This window comes from Listeria sp. MAN/IMW/UF464, from assembly GCF_058683955.1.
The window spans coordinates 325,517-344,385 of sequence record NZ_JBZWZP010000003.1; the positions used below are offsets into that span (position 1 = coordinate 325,517).

Annotated in this window: 18 protein-coding genes; 10 read left to right on the forward strand and 8 right to left on the reverse strand. The window is 36.9% G+C overall.

Translation table 11 applies throughout. The features are described from left to right. Positions 1-124 precede the first annotated feature (124 nt). Complete coding sequence (locus tag AC4PG0_RS11570) at positions 125-604, forward strand: SMI1/KNR4 family protein (protein WP_010991448.1); 480 nt, start codon at positions 125-127, stop codon at positions 602-604. 218 nt (positions 605-822) lie between these two features. After that, positions 823-1,332 (forward strand): hypothetical protein, encoded by a 510-nt coding sequence (locus tag AC4PG0_RS11575; protein WP_194321620.1) that lies wholly within the window; start codon positions 823-825, stop codon positions 1,330-1,332. A gap of 131 nt (positions 1,333-1,463) precedes the next feature. On the opposite strand, the gene AC4PG0_RS11580 is transcribed toward AC4PG0_RS11575, so the two are convergent. Next, on the reverse strand, positions 1,464-2,654 hold the full coding sequence (locus tag AC4PG0_RS11580) for a multidrug effflux MFS transporter (protein ID WP_492167562.1): 1,191 nt from the start codon (positions 2,652-2,654) through the stop codon (positions 1,464-1,466). A gap of 513 nt (positions 2,655-3,167) precedes the next feature. On the opposite strand from AC4PG0_RS11580, the gene AC4PG0_RS11585 reads away from it, so the two are divergent. The 3 genes from AC4PG0_RS11585 to AC4PG0_RS11595 are packed head-to-tail and all read left to right on the forward strand — an operon-like array spanning position 3,168 to position 6,134. Next, positions 3,168-5,336 (forward strand): bacteriocin-associated integral membrane family protein, encoded by a 2,169-nt coding sequence (locus tag AC4PG0_RS11585; protein ID WP_492167563.1) that lies wholly within the window; start codon positions 3,168-3,170, stop codon positions 5,334-5,336. Further along, a complete protein-coding gene (locus AC4PG0_RS11590) occupies positions 5,329-5,952 on the forward strand; it encodes an ATP-binding cassette domain-containing protein (RefSeq protein ID WP_045552754.1) in 624 nt (207 codons plus the stop codon). Before AC4PG0_RS11585 ends, AC4PG0_RS11590 begins: the two co-directional genes overlap by 8 nt. After that, entirely contained in the window at positions 5,949-6,134 is a 186-nt protein-coding gene (locus AC4PG0_RS11595) for a bacteriocin-like WGxF protein (RefSeq protein ID WP_045552755.1), read from the forward strand. The genes AC4PG0_RS11590 and AC4PG0_RS11595 overlap by 4 nt, the downstream gene beginning before the upstream one ends. Before the next feature lie 42 nt (positions 6,135-6,176). Here AC4PG0_RS11595 and gshAB read toward each other — a convergent pair whose 3' ends face one another. After that, positions 6,177-8,507, reverse strand: coding sequence for a bifunctional glutamate--cysteine ligase GshA/glutathione synthetase GshB (gene gshAB / locus AC4PG0_RS11600; RefSeq protein WP_492168005.1), 2,331 nt, complete (start codon positions 8,505-8,507; stop codon positions 6,177-6,179). Between the two features lie 163 nt (positions 8,508-8,670). Here gshAB and AC4PG0_RS11605 point away from each other — a divergent pair, with 163 nt between their 5' ends. The 4 genes from AC4PG0_RS11605 (at position 8,671) to AC4PG0_RS11620 (ending at position 12,278) form a co-directional block, all read left to right on the forward strand. Beyond that, positions 8,671-9,558 (forward strand): ATP-binding cassette domain-containing protein, encoded by an 888-nt coding sequence (locus AC4PG0_RS11605; RefSeq protein WP_003764405.1) that lies wholly within the window; start codon positions 8,671-8,673, stop codon positions 9,556-9,558. A 28-nt stretch (positions 9,559-9,586) separates the two neighbouring features. Further along, entirely contained in the window at positions 9,587-10,717 is a 1,131-nt protein-coding gene (locus tag AC4PG0_RS11610) for a permease (protein ID WP_492167565.1), read from the forward strand. 82 nt (positions 10,718-10,799) lie between these two features. Then, positions 10,800-11,444, forward strand: a complete 645-nt coding sequence (locus AC4PG0_RS11615) for a DUF1129 domain-containing protein (protein WP_033533809.1) — start codon at positions 10,800-10,802, stop codon at positions 11,442-11,444. A gap of 99 nt (positions 11,445-11,543) precedes the next feature. Next, the gene (locus tag AC4PG0_RS11620) at positions 11,544-12,278 is read left to right on the forward strand and encodes a MurR/RpiR family transcriptional regulator (RefSeq protein WP_010991441.1); all 735 of its coding nucleotides are present in this window, start codon (positions 11,544-11,546) and stop codon (positions 12,276-12,278) included. 39 nt (positions 12,279-12,317) lie between these two features. Here the strand turns inward: AC4PG0_RS11620 and AC4PG0_RS11625 are convergent, their stop codons facing one another. From AC4PG0_RS11625 to AC4PG0_RS11650, 6 genes are read right to left on the reverse strand one after another with little or no spacing between them, the layout of a single operon-like run. Next, the gene (locus AC4PG0_RS11625) at positions 12,318-12,626 is read right to left on the reverse strand and encodes a PTS sugar transporter subunit IIA (protein ID WP_003725346.1); all 309 of its coding nucleotides are present in this window, start codon (positions 12,624-12,626) and stop codon (positions 12,318-12,320) included. Continuing rightward, on the reverse strand, positions 12,619-13,503 hold the full coding sequence (gene bglK / locus AC4PG0_RS11630; RefSeq protein WP_010991440.1) for a beta-glucoside kinase: 885 nt from the start codon (positions 13,501-13,503) through the stop codon (positions 12,619-12,621). Before bglK ends, AC4PG0_RS11625 begins: the two co-directional genes overlap by 8 nt. An 11-nt stretch (positions 13,504-13,514) precedes the next feature. Beyond that, positions 13,515-14,867 carry a PTS sugar transporter subunit IIC gene (locus AC4PG0_RS11635; RefSeq protein ID WP_003725316.1) on the reverse strand — a complete coding sequence of 451 codons (1,353 nt, stop codon included), beginning with the start codon at positions 14,865-14,867 and terminating at the stop codon, positions 13,515-13,517. 33 nt (positions 14,868-14,900) lie between these two features. Beyond that, positions 14,901-15,203: a PTS sugar transporter subunit IIB gene (locus tag AC4PG0_RS11640; protein ID WP_003725315.1), complete on the reverse strand. Its 303-nt coding sequence runs from the start codon at positions 15,201-15,203 to the stop codon at positions 14,901-14,903. 45 nt (positions 15,204-15,248) lie between these two features. After that, complete coding sequence (locus tag AC4PG0_RS11645) at positions 15,249-16,703, reverse strand: glycoside hydrolase family 1 protein (RefSeq protein ID WP_003772804.1); 1,455 nt, start codon at positions 16,701-16,703, stop codon at positions 15,249-15,251. Beyond that, complete coding sequence (locus AC4PG0_RS11650) at positions 16,693-17,040, reverse strand: hypothetical protein (protein ID WP_112119976.1); 348 nt, start codon at positions 17,038-17,040, stop codon at positions 16,693-16,695. Before AC4PG0_RS11650 ends, AC4PG0_RS11645 begins: the two co-directional genes overlap by 11 nt. Positions 17,041-17,220: 180 nt before the next feature. Between AC4PG0_RS11650 and abc-f the strand changes: the two genes are divergently transcribed. After that, positions 17,221-18,831 carry a ribosomal protection-like ABC-F family protein gene (gene abc-f, locus AC4PG0_RS11655; RefSeq protein ID WP_010991439.1) on the forward strand — a complete coding sequence of 537 codons (1,611 nt, stop codon included), beginning with the start codon at positions 17,221-17,223 and terminating at the stop codon, positions 18,829-18,831. The last annotated feature ends 38 nt before the right edge of the window (positions 18,832-18,869 follow it).

Sequence of the window (18,869 nt, forward strand, 5' to 3'; positions counted from 1 at the left end):
TTTTTTTATAGAAATAGTGCGATTCTTGTAATATTTTTCGCGAATTCTACAAGCTTTATAAACACCTAGAGTGATATAATAAAAGTATCTTAAAACAATAAAAGTTCGTTTAGGAGTGTATATGATGGCTAGTAGTTTTCTTGAGGAAGTAGATCGGTTAATAACTTTAAGTGGAATAACCTTTCATGCTAGTGGTACTGGAACACCTGAATTAATTAAAATTTACCAAGATGCTTTAGGGAACGAATTTCCAGAGACATATAAGCTTTTTTTAGAAAAATATGGGACGTTAACTTTTAATGGTGTATCTTTTTATGGTATCTCTAAACGAGGCTTGAGTGCAGCTTCCATACCAGACGTCAAATTTGCAACAGAGCAGGCGCGTACATTTGGGGATATAAATAAAGAGATGATTATGATAAAAAATTCAGGATATGGTTCGATTTTCTCGATAGACACTTCAATTATTGGGAGTGAGGGCGAGCCTGTAATAGTTGAAACTAACTTATCATTCAAAGACAATACAGAAAAGAAAGTTGTTGCTAATAGTTTTGGCGAATTTTTACTGGAAGAAATAGAACTATCTTTAACTGATTTGGGGTAAGAGTGTCAATTTGCGAATGAAACGGTAGGTTACTTTAGTGATGCTAAAATTAAGAACTAAATGTTTCATGTGAAACAATTACAGTATAAAGTTGCTTTGTCAAGAGTTTATTTACTTCTATAGAGCTCCTCGCGATAATTAATTCACAAAATATACAATTTGCCAAGAGCTTAATAATGCTATAATTAACTATAAATTTTTATTATAGGAGTGTTATTTTGATACAATTAATGGTTATAGCATTTTTAATTGTTCTTCTTGTCATTATGCCAAAGAATAACAAAGAGGAAAGAACAGCAGCGCATTTACTAATTGATAGATATGGTATTCAAGTTGCGAAGAAAAATAATCCAGTTCGTCAAATGGCTTTGCTGGAAATAGAATTAGGTATTTCTACATATAGACGTAGCCGTAAGAAGACTTTTGCTTTTATCGGTAGTTTCTTTGTAGTAGCATTTATTTTAGGCTATCTAACGTACTTTTTTGCAATAAACCAAAATTTCCCAGCTACAATCATTGTAGGTATTTTTTTAGTTCTGTTTTTAATTGCCGGAACAATAATAATGTTTGTAATAGCGATTCGCCAAGCATCTTCATTACGTACAGACGCTTGGGCTAAAATCCTAAATACAATCGATCCCCAGTTTCCAATTGAATTCCTTAACGAGAAGAAATGGCAAAAAGCCTTCCTTGCTCAAATGGAAAGCATGGATGGAGAATTAGCTTAATCAAAGAAGTATTAGACTTTTAGGAGTTTAATACTTTTTTTATTCCCCGGGAAATATAAAATATTTTTAAATTGGGATGACATTTAAAATAAAACCGGAACCGCTTCAAGTTAGAAACGGTTCCGGTTTTTTTAGCGAGAATTTCTAGTAGCTATTTTTATACAAAGCAAGGCAATTAGAAGTAATACTAGGCAGAATGCAGGAAATACAAGCATTGATCCCGAATGCAAAACGCCAATGAAGAAAGTACAAAGACTGACAATTACATAATAACCTAAGCTTAAAAAGGCACCAGCCGTACCTGCAACTTCTTGAAATTTTACTAGTGCTAGACTTAAACAATTTGGTAAAGCCATGCCGATTCCTGCCAAGATAATAGAGATGAATAGAATATAAAATACAACTTGGCTCGTTAGCGGGAAAATCGCGACCATACTAAGAGCAAGTGTGCCGATAAGGGCTAATAAAATTCCTTCTTTGATGATTTTATGAGGCGAGTTTTGCTTTAGGCGCCAGTTCGATAGCCCAGCACCTAATATAGTTGAAACGGCCACTGCGCAACCCATAAAGCCATACTGACTCTGATTAAAATGAAACCTCTCAATAAAAATAGTGGGAGCTTCAGAGTAGTAACTAAACAATATCCCATTAAAAATGCCAATTAGCACCCCAAAAGCAATTGTATAGCGGTCAAATATCATTTTTTTACCAATTACTGCCATTTTCTGTACACTAAAGGAGGTAGCGTTCGCTGTCTTTGTTTCTGGTAATCGTTTTAAGCTCCAGAACAGCAATACCATTCCCATAACTACTAAAAATAAAAATACCACGCGAAAGCCGTAATATTGTCCGATAAACCCACCAATTAATGGCCCGATTGCCGGTGAAAATGCCAAAGCGGCTGAGATTTTTGCAAATAAGTGGTGGCGTTCATTGCCGTGGTAGTTGTCGCGCAAAATCGTCTGTGTTGTAACAGAACCCGTACTTGCCCCAAATGCTTGAACAAATCGACCGATAAAAAGCATAGTAATATTATTTGAAAGAAAGCAAACTAAGCAACCAAGAATATAGATGAATATCCCATAATTCATTGCTTTACGTCGTCCTAAATAATCCGAACTAACACCCCAAAAGAACACGCCAACTGCGAAAGCAAGAAAGTAAATGCTCAAAGTCATCTGAGCCAGGTTTAACGATACCCCGTAGCCCTTAGCAATTTCGGTTAAAGAAGGTGTATAAATAGTTTCACTAATTTGCGGAAACCCTACAAGACAAACAAGTAATGCCAAATTGATTTTCTTTGTTTCGATGTTTTTTTCCATAAAAAACTCTCCTGAATAATTTATTTATCTGGGAAAAAAACATCCTTCACAGGGAAATGGTGGGACCATGATTTTTATTCGCTCATAAAAAAGCATGCAGTCACCCCTTTCTATTTTAAACGGAGATGGTTCCGTTTTTTCGTTAAAGTTTATTGTAGTATATATAGGCGGAAAGATAAAGGGGTAGTTGATAGTTTGGATAAATATGCATTGAAATTACCGGAATTTGAGTATTTATGTTAAAAATTTAAATTAAATACTTATGAAAATGCGCGTAAATCGAAATTTTTGTGACTAATTGGTTTTGCGATGATTAGAAAAATGAATAATGAGCTAATTCAAAGAAAATCTATTAAATTTTTGCTGCTTTTTACACAATTTGAGCAGGAATAATATTAAATTGTTTTGATTTAAGCTATTAATGATGAGAATAAGTCATTTCATTACCATTTTGGTTATACATTGTCTATTCATGATACATTAAAAGAATAGAATTAAGATAAGGATGATGTGATGAAAAAGTTTCTTTCCACTATTATTTTAGTAACACTTGTCATTGGTAATGTAATGTTTTTTAATTTTATTACTAATACCTTGTCGCGTGATTTTCTTTTTAAAGACCAGACAGAAGTGCAGTTTAAATATAAAGATGACTTTCAGGTTTTAGAAATTAATAATTCTATAGAGCAATTTTCAAAAGCTAAAAATATTAACATAGCGCAGTATACATTTTTAGATGAACGCGATTTGAATATTTATGCCTCTAATTCCCAGTGTTCCCCAAATATAAAGCTTAAAAAAGGAGATTATCCCGATAAAAACCGTTTTTTGGCGAATCGGGAAAGTGGCGATGAAAAACAATCGGGTGTGATTTATCATCCTTCTAAGTATTGGTCTTTAAAGGTTTATGACTTTGGACAGATTAAAAATGTGGGTCTAAGTGATACTTTTTATGTAAGTGGTTTAGATAACCAGGATACGTATCAGGCTTTTTTAAAGGAATTTGAACAGTACGGGGAAATAACTACGAAAAGTGTTGACGTGAGCTGGTGGAAATATATTAATATCCCGTTACTTATGACTTTGCTTTTGTGTTTTGTCATTTTATTTATTTTTACATATTACTATTTAAGATACTCCAAACAGCGGTTATTTGTTAATCGTATATGGGGGAATTCTAAGTTAGTTACATTAAAGTCTTTGTTCAATAAAACTATTAAATTTATATTGTTTAGTGAGTTAGTGATTTTGGTGGTTTTTGTTGGCATAGTTTTAGTAAGAGGGCTATCCGCATACTCAGTAGAAATAGTATGGAAGTTGCTTTTGTTTAATGTGCTTTTGTTGATTTTTATTCTGTTTCCGATGTATTTCTTTGGTTTACTTAGAATACAGAAAATCGATCAACCAAAATCTGACCAACATATGCAGTCGGCAAAACAACATTTGGCTATCAATTTAGTTATTAAATTTGCTCTGCTTTGTGTATTTATTGGTACGATTATAGCTTCCTATCAATCGCTGCAGATGTTAAATACAAGACTAGCTAATATGGACGTGTGGAATGATGCAAAGAACATTTTTAAAGTAAATGTAGGAGTTTTACCCGAGAATATTGAAGACGATTTAAAAGCTGATAGAAAATTAAACGATAAGTTAAATGCTTTTTATAAAGAAGGAACAGCTAAAAAAGAGATGTTTTTAATGTATTCGAAAAATTTTACGCGGGTTGAAAATGATACTTTTTTATATGAAACCTATTTGAATAAGATCTCTGAAATAAATTCGCCTGAAGGGAATAGCGTAGAGATTGATTTTAATTACTTAAAATTAAACCCGATTAAAAGTGCACAAGGGCAGAACGTAGAAAATGAAGCAATAATCAATGATAAAGTTTTGAATATTATAGTTCCTACGAGCAAGAAGGAATTCGAGAAAGACATAAAAAAAGCTTATCTTGATCACTTCTATTTTCAAAAGGTAGAGGTGGCTAATATGTATAATGAGGCTTTGAATCGTCCTGTTTTAGAGCTAAGTAAGGACGACTTAAGTATCAATATTATTTATGCTCAAAATAACCAAGACTATTTTTCCTATGATAGTAGTGCGGGGGATTTACGAACGGGGAACATCACAGATCCAATAGCGATTATCTATACAGGGAACATTGATTCATCTAGTATTGGCGCTCTTGTAACTTCTTCTGTATATTTTGTTGATAAAACGAAGGGTGATGCGTTTAATGCTATTTTGCCGCTTATTAATAATTCAAATGCAAGAGAAATTACCAATGTAACGAGTGTTTATCAAGAAGTATCAAGCGAATTAACTGCTTTAAAATGGCAAATATATCAGCAATCGATAGGTACGATTATTTTAGCGATAAGCTCCTATTCTTTTATGATATTGCTTGTATTATCATATTACCGGGAGAACTTATATAAACAACTTATTTACCATGTATTTGGATATTCGTTTTGGAAAAGTAGTAAATGGTTTATTATAAGTAATTTGGCCGTGTGTGCTTTTGCGGGAGTCATTACTTTCATCATTACTAAAGAACCAATTGCTTTATATTTTAGTGTAGTTATTCTCCTCATAGAGCTATGTGTTATTTACTTTTTAAAGGAAAAAGTAATTAATAAAGATTTTAAAGCCATACTAAAAGGTGAAAAATATGATTGAATTAGTTAATGTCAGTAAAAAGATACAAGATAAATTGATTTTGGAAAAAGTCTCTCTTTCTATTGGAGCTGGCGAATTTATTGCAGTCGTCGGCGAGAGTGGTAGTGGGAAGACAACGCTGCTAAATGTTATCGGACACCTAGATTCAAAAGATAGTGGGCAAGTTATTATTAACGAGATGGAATATCAGACGAAAAAAGAAGTTATGACTCTAAAAAAAGAGGTTTTAGGTTTTATATTCCAAAATTATCTATTGATGGAAAATGAAACAGTGTTAGAAAACTTATCTATTTCAGGTGGGGAAAATCGCAAGCTGATGATAGAGCATTTGGAAGAAGTAGGAATGGATGAGAGCTATTTAGCAAAAAAAGTATACCAATTAAGCGGGGGAGAAAAACAACGGATTGCTATTGTGCGCATTTTACTCAAACCATTTCAACTTTTACTTGCGGACGAACCAACTGGCAATTTAGATGATAAAAACAAACAAAAAATCATTGAATTATTTCTAGCCTTGAAAAAGCAAGGTAAGACTATCGTTTGTGTCACGCATGACCCGGAAATATCAGGAAAAGCAGATCGGGTCATTTATATTGAGAAGGGAGAAATAAGATGAAAATTATCGGTATTTCTTTAGTAAATAGCCTTTTAATACTCTTAGTGGTACTTATTCATAAAGTTTTCTTTAGAGTTTTATTGCTTGGATATGAAAACTTGTTTATCTATTGGGGCTCCTTTGTATTAATTTATTTTATTTTGAATTTAATTACGAATAGGCTGCTGTTATCTAGGGCTTAAATAACAAAAATCCCAGCTACTAAACTAGTAGCTGGGATTTTTTTATTCAAACAAGAAATCTAAAATCTTATCACCAATTTTTTTCTTCTCACCTTGATAAGGGAAGCAGTGCATGTGCATCGCTGGATTGAAGTTTAGCTCGATGATAGCGTGCTTATCGCGGTCAATTGTTTCACGTGGAACAATTATGTCTACGCCGCAAATTTTGGCGTCAAGGACTTGGGTGGCGCGAATAGCTATTTCTTTGAAGTAGTCATCCATTTCTTCGGTATAGTCAATGCTGTCGCCACCTGTGCTGACATTGGAGTTTTCGCGAAGGTAGATGATTTCTTCTGCTTTAGGAATACTATCCCAAGAAAGATTTTGCATGGATAGCATTAAAGTTTCTTCAGGGCCAGTACGGATTTTTTCAAGTGGTTTTAAATGGTCCGTTCCGCGCAATGGATCGGTGTTTTTTTCTTCAACCAGTTGGCGCACTGTATGGATTCCGTCGCCAGTTACGTTAGCTGGTACGCGTTTTAAAACAGCCTCAACTTTGTCGTTAATGACTAAGAAACGGAACTCGTCGCCAGGAATGAACTCCTCGATAATGACGGAGCTATCGTAACTGAATGCGATATTTAAAGCTTCTTGGTAATCTTCTAGCGTAAATTTGTTTTTGAAAATGCTGATACCCCAACCATAGTTGGTGGATTTTGGTTTAACGACGATTTGCTTATCTTTAAATAAAGAGAAAGCTTCAAGTGCAAGCGCTTGAACGCTAAAACTATCGCCAAATGGTACGCGAATGCCGTGCTCTGCTAGTACAAGCTTGGTGACAACTTTATTTTCCATCATTAACACAGATACATAGTTGTCTTTAGAAGTTTTGCTGGCTTGTTTCACATACTCCACATGGTCGCCTTTTTGGAAACGAAGGAAGTTTTCGGCCCGGTCTAATACGTCAACTTTGATGCCGCGCGCGATGGCGTCTTTCCAAATGATTTGTGTGGAAAGTTCCATGTCTTCTGCGCCAACGAGTTTATAAGCTAGCGCCGCTGTTTCTTCCATATAAATTTTTGCTTGGTTTAAATGGAATTCGACGTAACCTTCTTTAGCTGATTGTGCTTGTACTTGTGCAGCAATCGTTTTTTCAGGGTGTAGCAGGCGTTCTTTTTGTTTTTCAATGATTGCTTGGAAATGGTTGTCGTTAGGAATTAGACTTTGGATGAAGTCGCTCATTTTGTCTAATTCTAAAAGTCCTGCATCAGCAAGGGACATTTCCTCGTTATCACAGTTTTTAATTGCGGGCTGTGCAAGGCCGTTTAACGCGATATTATTTTCGTTTTCGTCGGCTAGTTGTTGGTTGTTCGCGCATAGCTCACGATCTTCCGAAAGCAAACCTTTAATTAAAAATAGGTGGATAAAAATAAGTTCATCTTTGGAAATTCCGTTTGGTTCAAGTGGATTTAAGTCAATCGAGCGAATTTCTAGATATTCCACACCATGCTTAGCTAAACTTTCAACAGTTTGATCAGTATGGGCATTTTTTAAACGGATTGGATTATAAAATTCGCGCATACTTTCGATTTTACCAGCTTCAATGTAGTTGGAAATACTCGAAATATAAGCGTCAAATGAATTGTAATCGACGAAAAGCGATTCTTTGTTTTTATAGCCGGCATTACTATTGCGAAGGGAAATCCCGCGATGAAGCGCTTTGCTACCATCGTTCAGTACTTCTTCGCTTTTTGTTTTTGTAAAATCAGCGAGATAAACTGGACTCGCGCCAGTTAAATAAATAAGCAACCAACGATTTTTCATGAAATATTTAGCTACTTTTAAATATAAGCGATTTTTAAAGTCGCGTTTAGATTCGTTAGGATGGCTGATTTCGGCATAAAGCCCGTCAATTAGCGCTTCAGGAAAAGAGAAATTATAGTGAATTCCGGATAATAATTGGATTTTCTTACCGTAGCCTTTAGCCAAGTGCTCGCGATATTTTCTATCAGGGCTGTCGGGCGTTTTGTATTCTGCGATGGGAATATCTTCTTCTGCTGGTAAAATTGGCGGATTGCTAGAAGGCCAAAGCAGTTCGTTTTCTGCGCGTAATGAAACGATATTATGAAGATTTTCAAGCCATTCATATACAGCGTCAATCGAGTCGGTCACTGGCGTAATCATTTCAATTTGGCTTTCCGAAAAATCGGTTTTAATATAGGGGTTATCTTCTTTTGGGCCAAAAATTGCTGGATGAGGCGTAAGAGCCAATTTTCCATCAGAAGTTACGCGTATATTCTCTTTTTCCAAACCAAAATGACCAGAAAATAAGTATTTCCGGAGAGCTTCGTTTTCTTTAAAAGAATCGAGCATCGTCATATCAAGTTTTATCATGTTTTCACCTCAGGGGTTTTAAATAAGTTCATATAGAGATATTTTACCGCAATATGTGAAATTAGTATAATAATTGATTTGTGATTTACAATAGTGCAGAAAATTTTAAAAAATGTAGAAAAAATACTACTGAACTTATATAATGAGTGCAAGAGGTGAAAAAATGGAGATTCGGAACTTAACTAAAAAGATGGAAGACAACTTGGTTTTGAAGGATATTTCATTTGGTTTGAAAGCAGGAGAGATAACAGCACTTATAGGAAGAAATGGTGTTGGGAAAACGACGCTTTTTTCCACAATGACGGGAATTTATTTGCCTGATGAGGGAGATGTTTTTTTAGACGGGAAAAGTATTTTTGAACATCCTGAAGTCAAGCAGCAGTTGTTTTTCTTGGAAGACAATATGAATCACTTTAATACATATAGTGTACAAACCGTCGTCAAGATTTATCGGAAAATTTATCCGACTTTTGATGAAACTTTTTTCAATGATTTAATGCGACAATTCGAATTACCAATGAAAGCGAAATTAATGTCTTTTTCGAAAGGACGAAAAGCTTTATTTTTCATTATTTTAGCTTTTTCTTTAGATGTTCGTTATTTATTACTAGATGAACCTATGGATGGGCTAGATATTATTATTAAAAAGCAAATTTTAGCGATTATAAAAGACACGGTGAAAAAGCGCGAAATGAGCGTGGTAATTGCTTCTCACCGTTTGGATGAACTAGAAGCTATTGCCAATCGGGTCATTGTTTTAAAAGGGGCTCATTTGGAGCTTGATTATTATTTAGATGACATGCGAAATGATGCAGTGAAAATCCAAGTAGCTTTTAAAACAAAGAAAATACCTGATTTCGTAAAAAACAATGCGCAATTATTATATCGAAATGGGAGAATTTACACGCTTTTAGTTACAAAAAATGCCAGTGAATTTGTTCGGAAATTGCGATTAGAGGAACCAGTTTTATTTGAAGAAATGGCTATTTCTATAGAGGATATTTTTACGGTTCATTTAGCGAATGACAAGATTGATTATTACGAGATTTAAAGACATATAAATGAGGATGAAGCGAATAATGTTTAATCGAGGGTTATGGTATCGAGAGTGGCGTAATATGAGATGGATGCTTCTAGGCGTAGCGATATTGTTTTTTCTGGGGATTGCTTTAGGGCTCGTTTCAGATGCAGAACGGTGGCAAAGTCAAAAGGATTATTACGAATCTAGTGACTTTATAAAACAACAAAAAGAAAACCCGGAATTTAAAACTTCTGATGAAGAAATGAAAACGAGTTTGACAGTAGCTTATTTAGCTATTCCGATGTATACAAATTTTGTTCAAAAAGAATATGTTGAGTACATGCCTTTTATGTTTTATTTTCAAGTAGAGATGTTTTTCACTTTAATTAAAGCAAGTGTATTTATTCTTGGGGTGTTAGCGGTTATCTTTGAGCGATATACTCGGGCAAATCGATTTACGACATCTTTGCCATATAAGCGGACACATATTATTGGCGTTAAAATGATTATGGGGATAGCTACGATTACGCTTAGTTATCTTGTGTCTATTGGAATTGGTTTAACTTACTTTTTCAGGCATATACCAACAGAGTATATACAGTTAGAAATGGCGAAATTTTGGACAGATATTGTGGGTGGGTTATTTACTTATATTCTTATCTTTTTAGTCGCTATTTTAATTGGACTACTAATTGGATCGCCTATTGCAGCTGCTGTGGTGGCGTTTGGTGTAATGTTACTACCAAATGTGTTGAATCCAACTTTGGATAATCTATATAAATATATTTGGCCACACGGAGGAGAAGATGGTATGACTAATCTCCTTAGATTTGAGGACTATGTGAACGTCTTTTCTCCATTTTCTTTTGAATCGGCCTCGCTCGGAGCGGTTATTTTTAGCGGGGTGTTAAGCGTTTGTATGGTCCTTGCTATTTTAGTTCTATACAAAAAACAACATATCGAGCGTAATGGTTATTTATTTGCTTTTTCTTGGGTGAAATGGCCGTTTCTTATCTTGTTCTCACTGTTTATTGGTATGGCAACAGCTAATCTAGCGGTGGCTGATACAGAATTAAGTTTTATTGGTTATCTTTCGTGGGGAATCGGGGCGACGATTGCCAGTTTTGTTTTAGCACTTTACATTTTGAACAAAATGCGCGGACTTTTCCAAATGTCTAAAACGAATTAAAAAAATAGCTTTTTTATAGTAGGTAAGTCCGGTATAATAGAGGGTAGAATAAGTGAGGGAGGATTTAGCATTGACCACAGAAATGAATAAACCGCCAGTAGCTGATTTAAAGGCTAGTTTAACAAAGCGGAATTTGCAATACGTAATGGAAGTTGAAAAGCATTTGCGAGGAACTCATTACGATGAAGAGCAACAAGAAATCATTATTTACGAAATGTGTGAAAAGATTTTAGCCGAACAGAAAAAAGGCATAACAGCGCGAAAATTATTTAATTTAACACCAACAGAATATGTTGTTTCTTTAGATGTAAAAGCTGCACCAGTTGAGCAAAATACAGACAAATGGTGGCTTGTACTTGACGGCGGACTCCTTGTACTTGGAGCGATGATGCTGATTTCTGGAATTAGTGCTTATTTCCAAAAAAATGCACAAACTTTAGGAATTATTGTCTTAGTAATCACTGCTGTTGTCGGTGGTTTTGCAATGCTTATCTTACGTAAATACGCATCTAATATGCGTGCAGGCCAAAAAGGTGGAACGATAAAATACTTACTAGTAGCAGTTGGAGTCATTGCGGTATGGATGTTTGTAATGACAATTGTTCAAGTGACAATTCCTCCAAATATCAATGTAGCGTTAAGTCCGATTGTTAACACAGTTGGTGGTGCAATTATTATTGCCCTACGTTTCTATGTGAAGAAAAAGAAAAATATTCCATCCTTATAAGAAGATGGACACGGACAGGTGACCTAAATTGCATATTGCGAGGTGGTCACCTGTTTTTATTTCCCGGGAAATACTGATACAGATGAGGTGAATAAATTTATGTTTTCGTATGAAGTGATTAGGCAATTTACAGAGACAGAACACCATTTATACCGTTACATAATGGACAATCGGGACAAAGTTATGTTTATGAGAGTGCGCGAACTTTCGGAAGTAACGCATGTTTCGCCAGCTTCCATCGTTCGTTTTACTAGAAAATTGGGCTGTGAGGGCTTCTCGGAATTTAAAGTGAAGCTAAAACAAGAAGCGACACGCGAGGTAAAGAAAAAAACAGCAGATACAGTGGAAGTTTTAGAGGAATTCTTTGAACGGACAATGAATCGAGATTACGATCATGTACTAGACGCGGCGGCGGAAATTATTAATGAAGCCGATTTAGTCGTTTTTTTCGGAATCGGAACCTCAGGAATTTTAGCAGAATATGGCAGTCGTTTTTTCTCCAATATGAAGAAGCGAACTTTTTATATTAAAGATCCATTTTATCCTAACCCGGGAGAGCAATTTAAAAATAAAGCAGTGATGATTATATTATCTGTGTCTGGTGAGACGGACCAGGTTCTTGAACAGGCGCAAAATATGCAGCAATATGGCAGTCGGATTATTAGTATCACCAATACAAGCCATAATACGCTTGCCGAGCTATCTGATGTCAATATCCCGTATTACGTCACGCAAGAAATGGTTGATAAGACGAATATTACGACGCAAATTCCGGTGTTGTTTTTACTAGAAGCGATGGCGAAGAAAAATTATAATCAAGAACAGCTAGAATAATAAAAAGCGTGTAGATTTTGTCGTCTACACGCTTTTTTATTAGCTTATTTTCTTGTATACGTGAACAAACTCAGTGACAACTTCTCTTAATGTTTCTGTTGTGATGAGTAAGTCTTCTGCATGAATTAGCAATAACTGAATTTCCACTTTTTCACCGGAAGCTTCTTTTTGGATTAGCTTATGATGCTCGTGGTGACCGTTTGCGAGAGTTTCGCTGCCTTCTTGTAGTTTTGCTTCCGCTTCCTCGAAATTGCCTTCACGAGCCGCACGAAGCCCTTCTAAGTAACTGCTTCTCGCAGAACCAACTTGACTAATCATGCCAAAAATTACTGTCTCCATTTCATTCATGTCTATTTTCCTCCTGTAAAAAGTGATACACTGCGCCGAGTAGGCCAGCTTGGTTTTTATGTGTTGCTGTTTCGATAATCGTGTCACGCAGCCCAAAGCTCGCCATATGATGCTTTAGTTCCGTGATAAAAGTAGGGCGACTTGTAATTCCGCCACCAATAAAGATATGCGTTGGATCGAACAGGTAAATTAAATTATAAAGTCCCGTACAAATTCCGGTATAAAACTCATTAATAAGTCGTTCTGAGATAGGATCATGCGCATCATAATTTGCAAAAATCTCTTCTCCAGTAATTTCTTTCAACGGTCGTCCGGTTAGCTGGGCATATTGTCTGCGAAGAACGAGCATAGTAGTAGTTTCATTTAATGTATATTTTCCAGGACGAAAAGCACCTGGGCGTTCACTAAACATATAACCAAATTCACCAGCCCGGAAACGACCACCACGAACTAATGCGCCATTAGAAAAAATACCGCCACCAATCCCAGTTCCGATAGTTAAACAAAGAAAATCATCCAAATCTTGTCCTTTTCCAAGCCATTTTTCGGCGAGTAGGGCGCAGTTGGCGTCATTTTCGATGGCAACAGGAAGACCGGTTTCCGCTTCAAGCCATTCTTTCAAATTAAAGTTATCAAATCTGCGGATAGCGCCGCCCATTGTGATGAGTCCGGTTTTTGGGTTGACGTAGCCGGGTGCGCTAACGGCAATCCCTGTCACGTCCGTATTTTCAGCAAGAAACAGCTTCATTTCTGCTAAAATCTGGTCACCATCACTAGCGATTATTTCGGCTGATTTTGTTAATATAATTTCACCATGCGGCAAAACGACCCCCATTTTAAGGGCCGTTCCACCAATATCAAATGCTGCAATTTTCATTTTGTCACATCCTATTGTTCCGTTGAGGCTGTTGCATTTTTATCCATTGCAGCATCACTCGCGGCAATTTTGTTAGATACAAGTACGAATGGTAGATAAATGACTGTTGCGACGGCTAGACAGAGTAAGCCGACCAGAAGCGCGAGCCAGTTTCCTCCTGTACCAAGGAATGGAATCAGTGGTCCTGGAGTTGTCCAAGGCACTTGATAGGCGACAGGTGGAATAAGTTTTGTTGAGATAAAGAAGTAACCAATTAATGTATTGATTGCTGGTGTAATGATGAAAGGAATAACCATAATTGGGTTTAATACGATTGGTAAACCGAAAATAACAGGTTCATTGATGTTGAAAATCCCTGGTGCAAGAGAAAGTTTCGCAATATCGCGGTAGTCTGCACGACGAGAAGCAATGAAGATGGCGATTAATAAACCTAATGTCATACCAGATCCACCATAGTTTGCAAATCCGTCATTTAAACCAGCCCATGTTGCAGGGTATGGAGCGCCCCAAGCAGAGCCGTGTTGTGCTACGTAAGATAAGTTATCTAAGTTTGGTTCAGTGAAGATGGTGTCACGAATAGCCGCAACTGTGTTAGGTCCGTGAATACCAAGAACCCAAAGTAAGTTAGAAACAAGTCCAATGATAATTACAGAGAATACGTTAGTTCCCATGTCTTTAAGTGGCGCTTGAATAACTGTGTAAACAAGGTCATTTAAACCTTCAGGAGCGATTAATGTGATTAAGTAGTTAATTACAGAGAAAAGAATCGTGATGATAATAACTGGAATTAATACTTTAAAAGAACGAGCAACTGCTGGTGGTACTTGGTCAGGCATTTTAATCATTAAACGAGGGGATCTAGCTAGACGACTAAATACTTCCCCAGTAATAATCGCTACGATAATAGCAACGAAAAGCCCTTGTGCACCTAAGAATTTGATTGTCATGTAAGATGCGTTATCAACAACTGTATAAGGCGTATAGACGATAAAGAATGCACCTATCGAGGTAAGCCCACAGAGCAAATCATCCTGTTTAAAGAAGATGGCGAGATTCCGTGCGACTAAGAATACAATCAGAATCGCCATAATATTGGTAGAACCTTGCATTACCGGCGAAAATACAGCCTGTGCATCGGCTAAATTAGGGAAGATTTTCCCTAGGAATAAAATTTTTGCAATAAAGCCATCTGGTGATAACACTGCAAAGTTAATCAAAGTGATAATTGAACCGGCCATAATTAATGGGAAAACTAAAATAAATGCATCACGAATTGCTGCAATATGGCGTTGTGAGTTCAATTTATTCGCTACTGGTACTAAAACACGTTCCATGCCGTGTTCGAATTTTGACATTATACTCATTTTAAAACCTCCCTATTTTTAAATGAAAATTCCTTACCCAATCTCCGCGAAAGCTTTTTCAAGAACGGCTTTCCCATTTAACATACCATAATCTTTCATATCAATTACAATAACCGGAATACGTCCCTGTACGAGTTCGTCTACTTGCGGTTTTTGGTAACGGACTTGAGGTCCAAGCATAACAATATCCATTTTATCTACCACGCTGCTAGCTTCTGATACTGGCAATGCTTCAATTTCAATTTCTTCCCCAATAGAGGTTGCGTGCGCTTTCATTTTAGTTACGAGTAAACTTGTCGACATTCCGGCCGCACATACAAGTAATATTTTTTTCATTAAAATTTCCCTCCCAAAATGGTTGAAGCAGAGAGAGAACAAGGCTTATTTGCCCTGTTCTTCTACTAAATTAGCTCCGTTTGCTTCGATTGTCTTTTTATACCAGTAAAAACTGTCTTTTTTATAGCGTTTCAATTCTTTTTCATCGTTTTCGTCGCGGTCAACATATACGAAACCGTAACGTTTTTGGTAGCCGTTTAGCCAGCTTAGTAAATCTGTGAAGCTCCAAGTGCAGTAACCTAGCATTTCTACACCGTCAGTGATTGCTTCTTGGATTGCTAGAGCATGGGCGCGAATGTATTCAATCCGGTACTCATCATGGATTTTGTGGTCTTCCGTCAAGCTATCATACTCACCAAGACCATTTTCTGTAATCATGATTGGTAATTTATAGCGGTTAGTAATTCTACGTAAGCCAATGCGCAAGCCAGTTGGATCAATGTCCCAGTCCCAATTCGTTTTTTCTAAGTATGGATTATTGGTGTTTTTGTATAACCCCGGTACACCAGTTTCCTCGGAAGTGCCTTTTTCACCAGTTGTATTCATTTTCCCAGAACCAACGCCGTCTTTCCCATTAAATGCATGAGTCATTGAGCGGTAATAGTTAACTCCCATGAAATCAGGTTTCCCTTTTTTCAGAAGTTCGGTATCGCCTGGTAAGATTTCCGGTGCAAGACCGTGCTCTTCCAGCCAGTTCCAAGTAGCGGTAGGATATTCACCCCATGTGTAAACATCCATCCAGAAATGGGCATTGAATTCTTCGGAGTTTTCAGAAGCTAACACGTTCGCGGGGTTGGCATCGATGGAGTAACTTGGTCCGTAAGCAAAACTTGGTCCAATTTTTCCAGAAATACCTAACTCGCGGAATTTAGCAATTGCAGAAGCATTCGCCAAGTTCGCATTGTGATTTGCCGCAAACATACGCTTGTCGTCAGAAACGCCAGGTGGGTGATACGCTAATTTATAACCGTGTGAGATAAATACGTTTTGTTCATTAAGTGTTACCCAGTATTTAACTCGGCCGTTAAAGCGTTCAAATAGAAGGGCGGAGTAGTTAGTGAAATCTTCAATAACTTGGCGCGACTCCCATCCACCATATTCGTCTTGCAGCCCTTGCGGAATATCCCAGTGGTAAAGTGTAACGACTGGCTCAATTCCATAAGAAAGAAGTTCATCAATCAAATTATCATAGAATTTTAGTCCAGCTTCATTAACTTCCCCGTTACCATGCGGAATAACGCGACTCCATGCGACAGAGAAACGATATGCTTTTAGGCCCTGTTCAGCCATTAGCGCGACATCTTCTTTATAACGATGATAATTATCCACCGCTACGTCTCCGTTTGTTTCTTTGAATGTTGTTCCAGGAATACGAACAAATTCATCCCATACAGATGGTCCTTTGCCATCTTCATCCCAGGCACCTTCTACTTGGTACGCTGCAGAAGCTGATCCCCATAGAAAATCTTTTGGGAAAGGTTTCAACTTATTATGTTCCATTATGGCACCTCCAAAAATTATGTGCGATTAGTCTGTTTTTTGTTTTGCTTGCCTTATTAATGTAAACGGTTTCGACTGATTGGTAAATAGATTTTGATGCTTTGGGTTCGTGTTTCATATCAATGGTATAAGTTTCTGAGTTGAAACGCTGTGTTTCGTGCATGTGATTGGGAGAACAATTGACATTTGAGGCAGCATCCCTTATTCTATATGTATTAATGAAAAGAGGTGAGATGACATGTTTCTTTTGAATGCGCGAACTAGTATAGCTAAATTTTTGTATATTGTCCGTGCAATTTTTTCCGGTATTGCAGTTACATTGGTGAAGTCTGCCCAAAAAACTGTATAACTAGAAAAAATGAGAGAAGCATGGAGTCACGCAATCGGTTTGTATAGTGCTAAATTAGTATTATACTTATAATTGGCGTCGGGCGCTTGTCTGACGCTTTTTTGTTGTCTGAAAAAATGTTTCACGTGAAACATTTTGCCATGCTTCCTTGGATAAATGGAGGATAAAATGACAATAGTTGCAATGAATGATGTAGTTAAAAGTTTTACCGGAGATATTATTTTAGAGAAAGTATCTCTTCAATTAGAGGAAGGCGAGCGTGTCGGTTTAATTGGTCGTAATGGCGAAGGGAAAAGTACTATTTTGAAGATTTTAAAAGGAACTGAGGGCGTTGATAGCGGGATTGTAACCAGCAAAAAGGGTGCGAAAATCGGGCTGTTAGAGCAATTATCCACGGTGGATCCTAATATAATAGTAGAACAATATTTACGAACTAGTTTTGGCGAGTTAGAGGATTTAGAAAAAGAATTACGAGCATTAGAAGAAGAAATGGCAACAAATTCAAGCGAAAAATTAATGAACCGCTACGGAGATAAAATGGCTTTGTTTGGTGAGCTCGGTGGATATGAAATGGATGCTAACTTGAGCAAAGTGGTCAACGGACTTGGTATTGGAGCATTACTGCCTCAAAAATGGGGCGATTTAAGTGGCGGTGAGAAAACAAAAGCAGCATTAGCCCATTTATTATTACAGAAAACGGACTTGTTACTTTTGGATGAGCCAACAAACCATTTGGATTTAATGGCAGTGGAATGGTTGACGACTTTTTTACAACATTATGCTGGAACTGTGTTGGTAGTTTCTCATGATCGCTACTTTTTAGATGAAGTAGTCCAGAAAATGGTAGAGCTCGAGAACCGCGAGTTAATCGTTTATCATACGAATTTTTCCGGATATTTAAAAGAACGGGAAGAACGACTATTACGCGAATTCCAAGACTATAAAGATCAACAAAAGAAAATCAAAAAAATGCAGCAAGCCATAAAAAGATTGCGCCAGTGGGCTATGCAAGCCAATCCGCCGAACGACGCCATGTTCCGCCGGGCAAAAAATATGGAACGAGCATTAGAACGGATGGAAAAAGTGAAGCGCCCTGTATTAACACAAAAACAAATGCAATTACAATTTGACGAAGCTAGCAGAAGTGGACAAGATGTAGTTGTGATGGAGAATTTAAATAAATCTTTTGGAGAAAAAGAAATTGTGCAGGGTGTTTCTTTACAAATTAGACAAGGCGAGCGAGTGGCGATTATTGGTGAAAATGGTGCCGGAAAATCCACTTTATTAAAAATAATAGAAGGAAAAGTGGAGCCGGATAACGGAATGGTGAAGGTCGGAGCAAGTGTGAAAATCGCCTCGCTGTCACAACAAATGGAAGAGTTGAATGAAGAAATGACAGTGCTTGAAGCGTTTCGAGATAAGGTGGCAGTGACAGAGGGAGAAGCAAGGCAAATGCTAGCTGGCTTCATGTTTTACGGGGAGATGGTTTTCCGAAAAGTGGCGAATATTAGCGGCGGCGAGCGAATGCGACTTAGATTAGCCCAATTTATTAATATGCCTGTGAATACACTTATTCTTGATGAACCGACCAACCACTTGGATATTGCGTCTCGTGAAGTGTTGGAAGAAGCAATCCGGACTTTTACCGGGACAATCATTACTGTGTCACATGATCGTTATTTTATTGATCAGCTCTGTTCTAAAGTAATTTGGCTCGAAAATAAGCAATTAACAGTGTATGAAGGTCACTACAGCTATGCCATTAGTAAACGAGGATAATCGCCTTGCTGGAAATCGCTCTCCAAATAAATTAGAAT

Excerpts from the sequence above, each read along its gene's own strand:
- AC4PG0_RS11615 (WP_033533809.1), top strand. The coding sequence starts at position 10,800 with ATGAATAAACCGCCAGTAGCTGATTTAAAGGCTAGTTTAACAAAGCGG.
- AC4PG0_RS11635 (WP_003725316.1), bottom strand. The coding sequence starts at position 14,867 with ATGAGTATAATGTCAAAATTCGAACACGGCATGGAACGTGTTTTAGTA.
- abc-f (WP_010991439.1), top strand. The coding sequence starts at position 17,221 with ATGACAATAGTTGCAATGAATGATGTAGTTAAAAGTTTTACCGGAGAT.
- AC4PG0_RS11585 (WP_492167563.1), top strand. The coding sequence starts at position 3,168 with ATGAAAAAGTTTCTTTCCACTATTATTTTAGTAACACTTGTCATTGGT.
- AC4PG0_RS11605 (WP_003764405.1), top strand. The coding sequence starts at position 8,671 with ATGGAGATTCGGAACTTAACTAAAAAGATGGAAGACAACTTGGTTTTG.
- AC4PG0_RS11645 (WP_003772804.1), bottom strand. The coding sequence starts at position 16,703 with ATGGAACATAATAAGTTGAAACCTTTCCCAAAAGATTTTCTATGGGGA.
- AC4PG0_RS11570 (WP_010991448.1), top strand. The coding sequence starts at position 125 with ATGGCTAGTAGTTTTCTTGAGGAAGTAGATCGGTTAATAACTTTAAGT.
- AC4PG0_RS11625 (WP_003725346.1), bottom strand. The coding sequence starts at position 12,626 with ATGAATGAAATGGAGACAGTAATTTTTGGCATGATTAGTCAAGTTGGT.
- AC4PG0_RS11580 (WP_492167562.1), bottom strand. The coding sequence starts at position 2,654 with ATGGAAAAAAACATCGAAACAAAGAAAATCAATTTGGCATTACTTGTT.
- AC4PG0_RS11640 (WP_003725315.1), bottom strand. The coding sequence starts at position 15,203 with ATGAAAAAAATATTACTTGTATGTGCGGCCGGAATGTCGACAAGTTTA.
- AC4PG0_RS11595 (WP_045552755.1), top strand. The coding sequence starts at position 5,949 with ATGAAAATTATCGGTATTTCTTTAGTAAATAGCCTTTTAATACTCTTA.
- AC4PG0_RS11610 (WP_492167565.1), top strand. The coding sequence starts at position 9,587 with ATGTTTAATCGAGGGTTATGGTATCGAGAGTGGCGTAATATGAGATGG.
- gshAB (WP_492168005.1), bottom strand. The coding sequence starts at position 8,507 with ATGATAAAACTTGATATGACGATGCTCGATTCTTTTAAAGAAAACGAA.
- bglK (WP_010991440.1), bottom strand. The coding sequence starts at position 13,503 with ATGAAAATTGCAGCATTTGATATTGGTGGAACGGCCCTTAAAATGGGG.
- AC4PG0_RS11620 (WP_010991441.1), top strand. The coding sequence starts at position 11,544 with ATGTTTTCGTATGAAGTGATTAGGCAATTTACAGAGACAGAACACCAT.
- AC4PG0_RS11590 (WP_045552754.1), top strand. The coding sequence starts at position 5,329 with ATGATTGAATTAGTTAATGTCAGTAAAAAGATACAAGATAAATTGATT.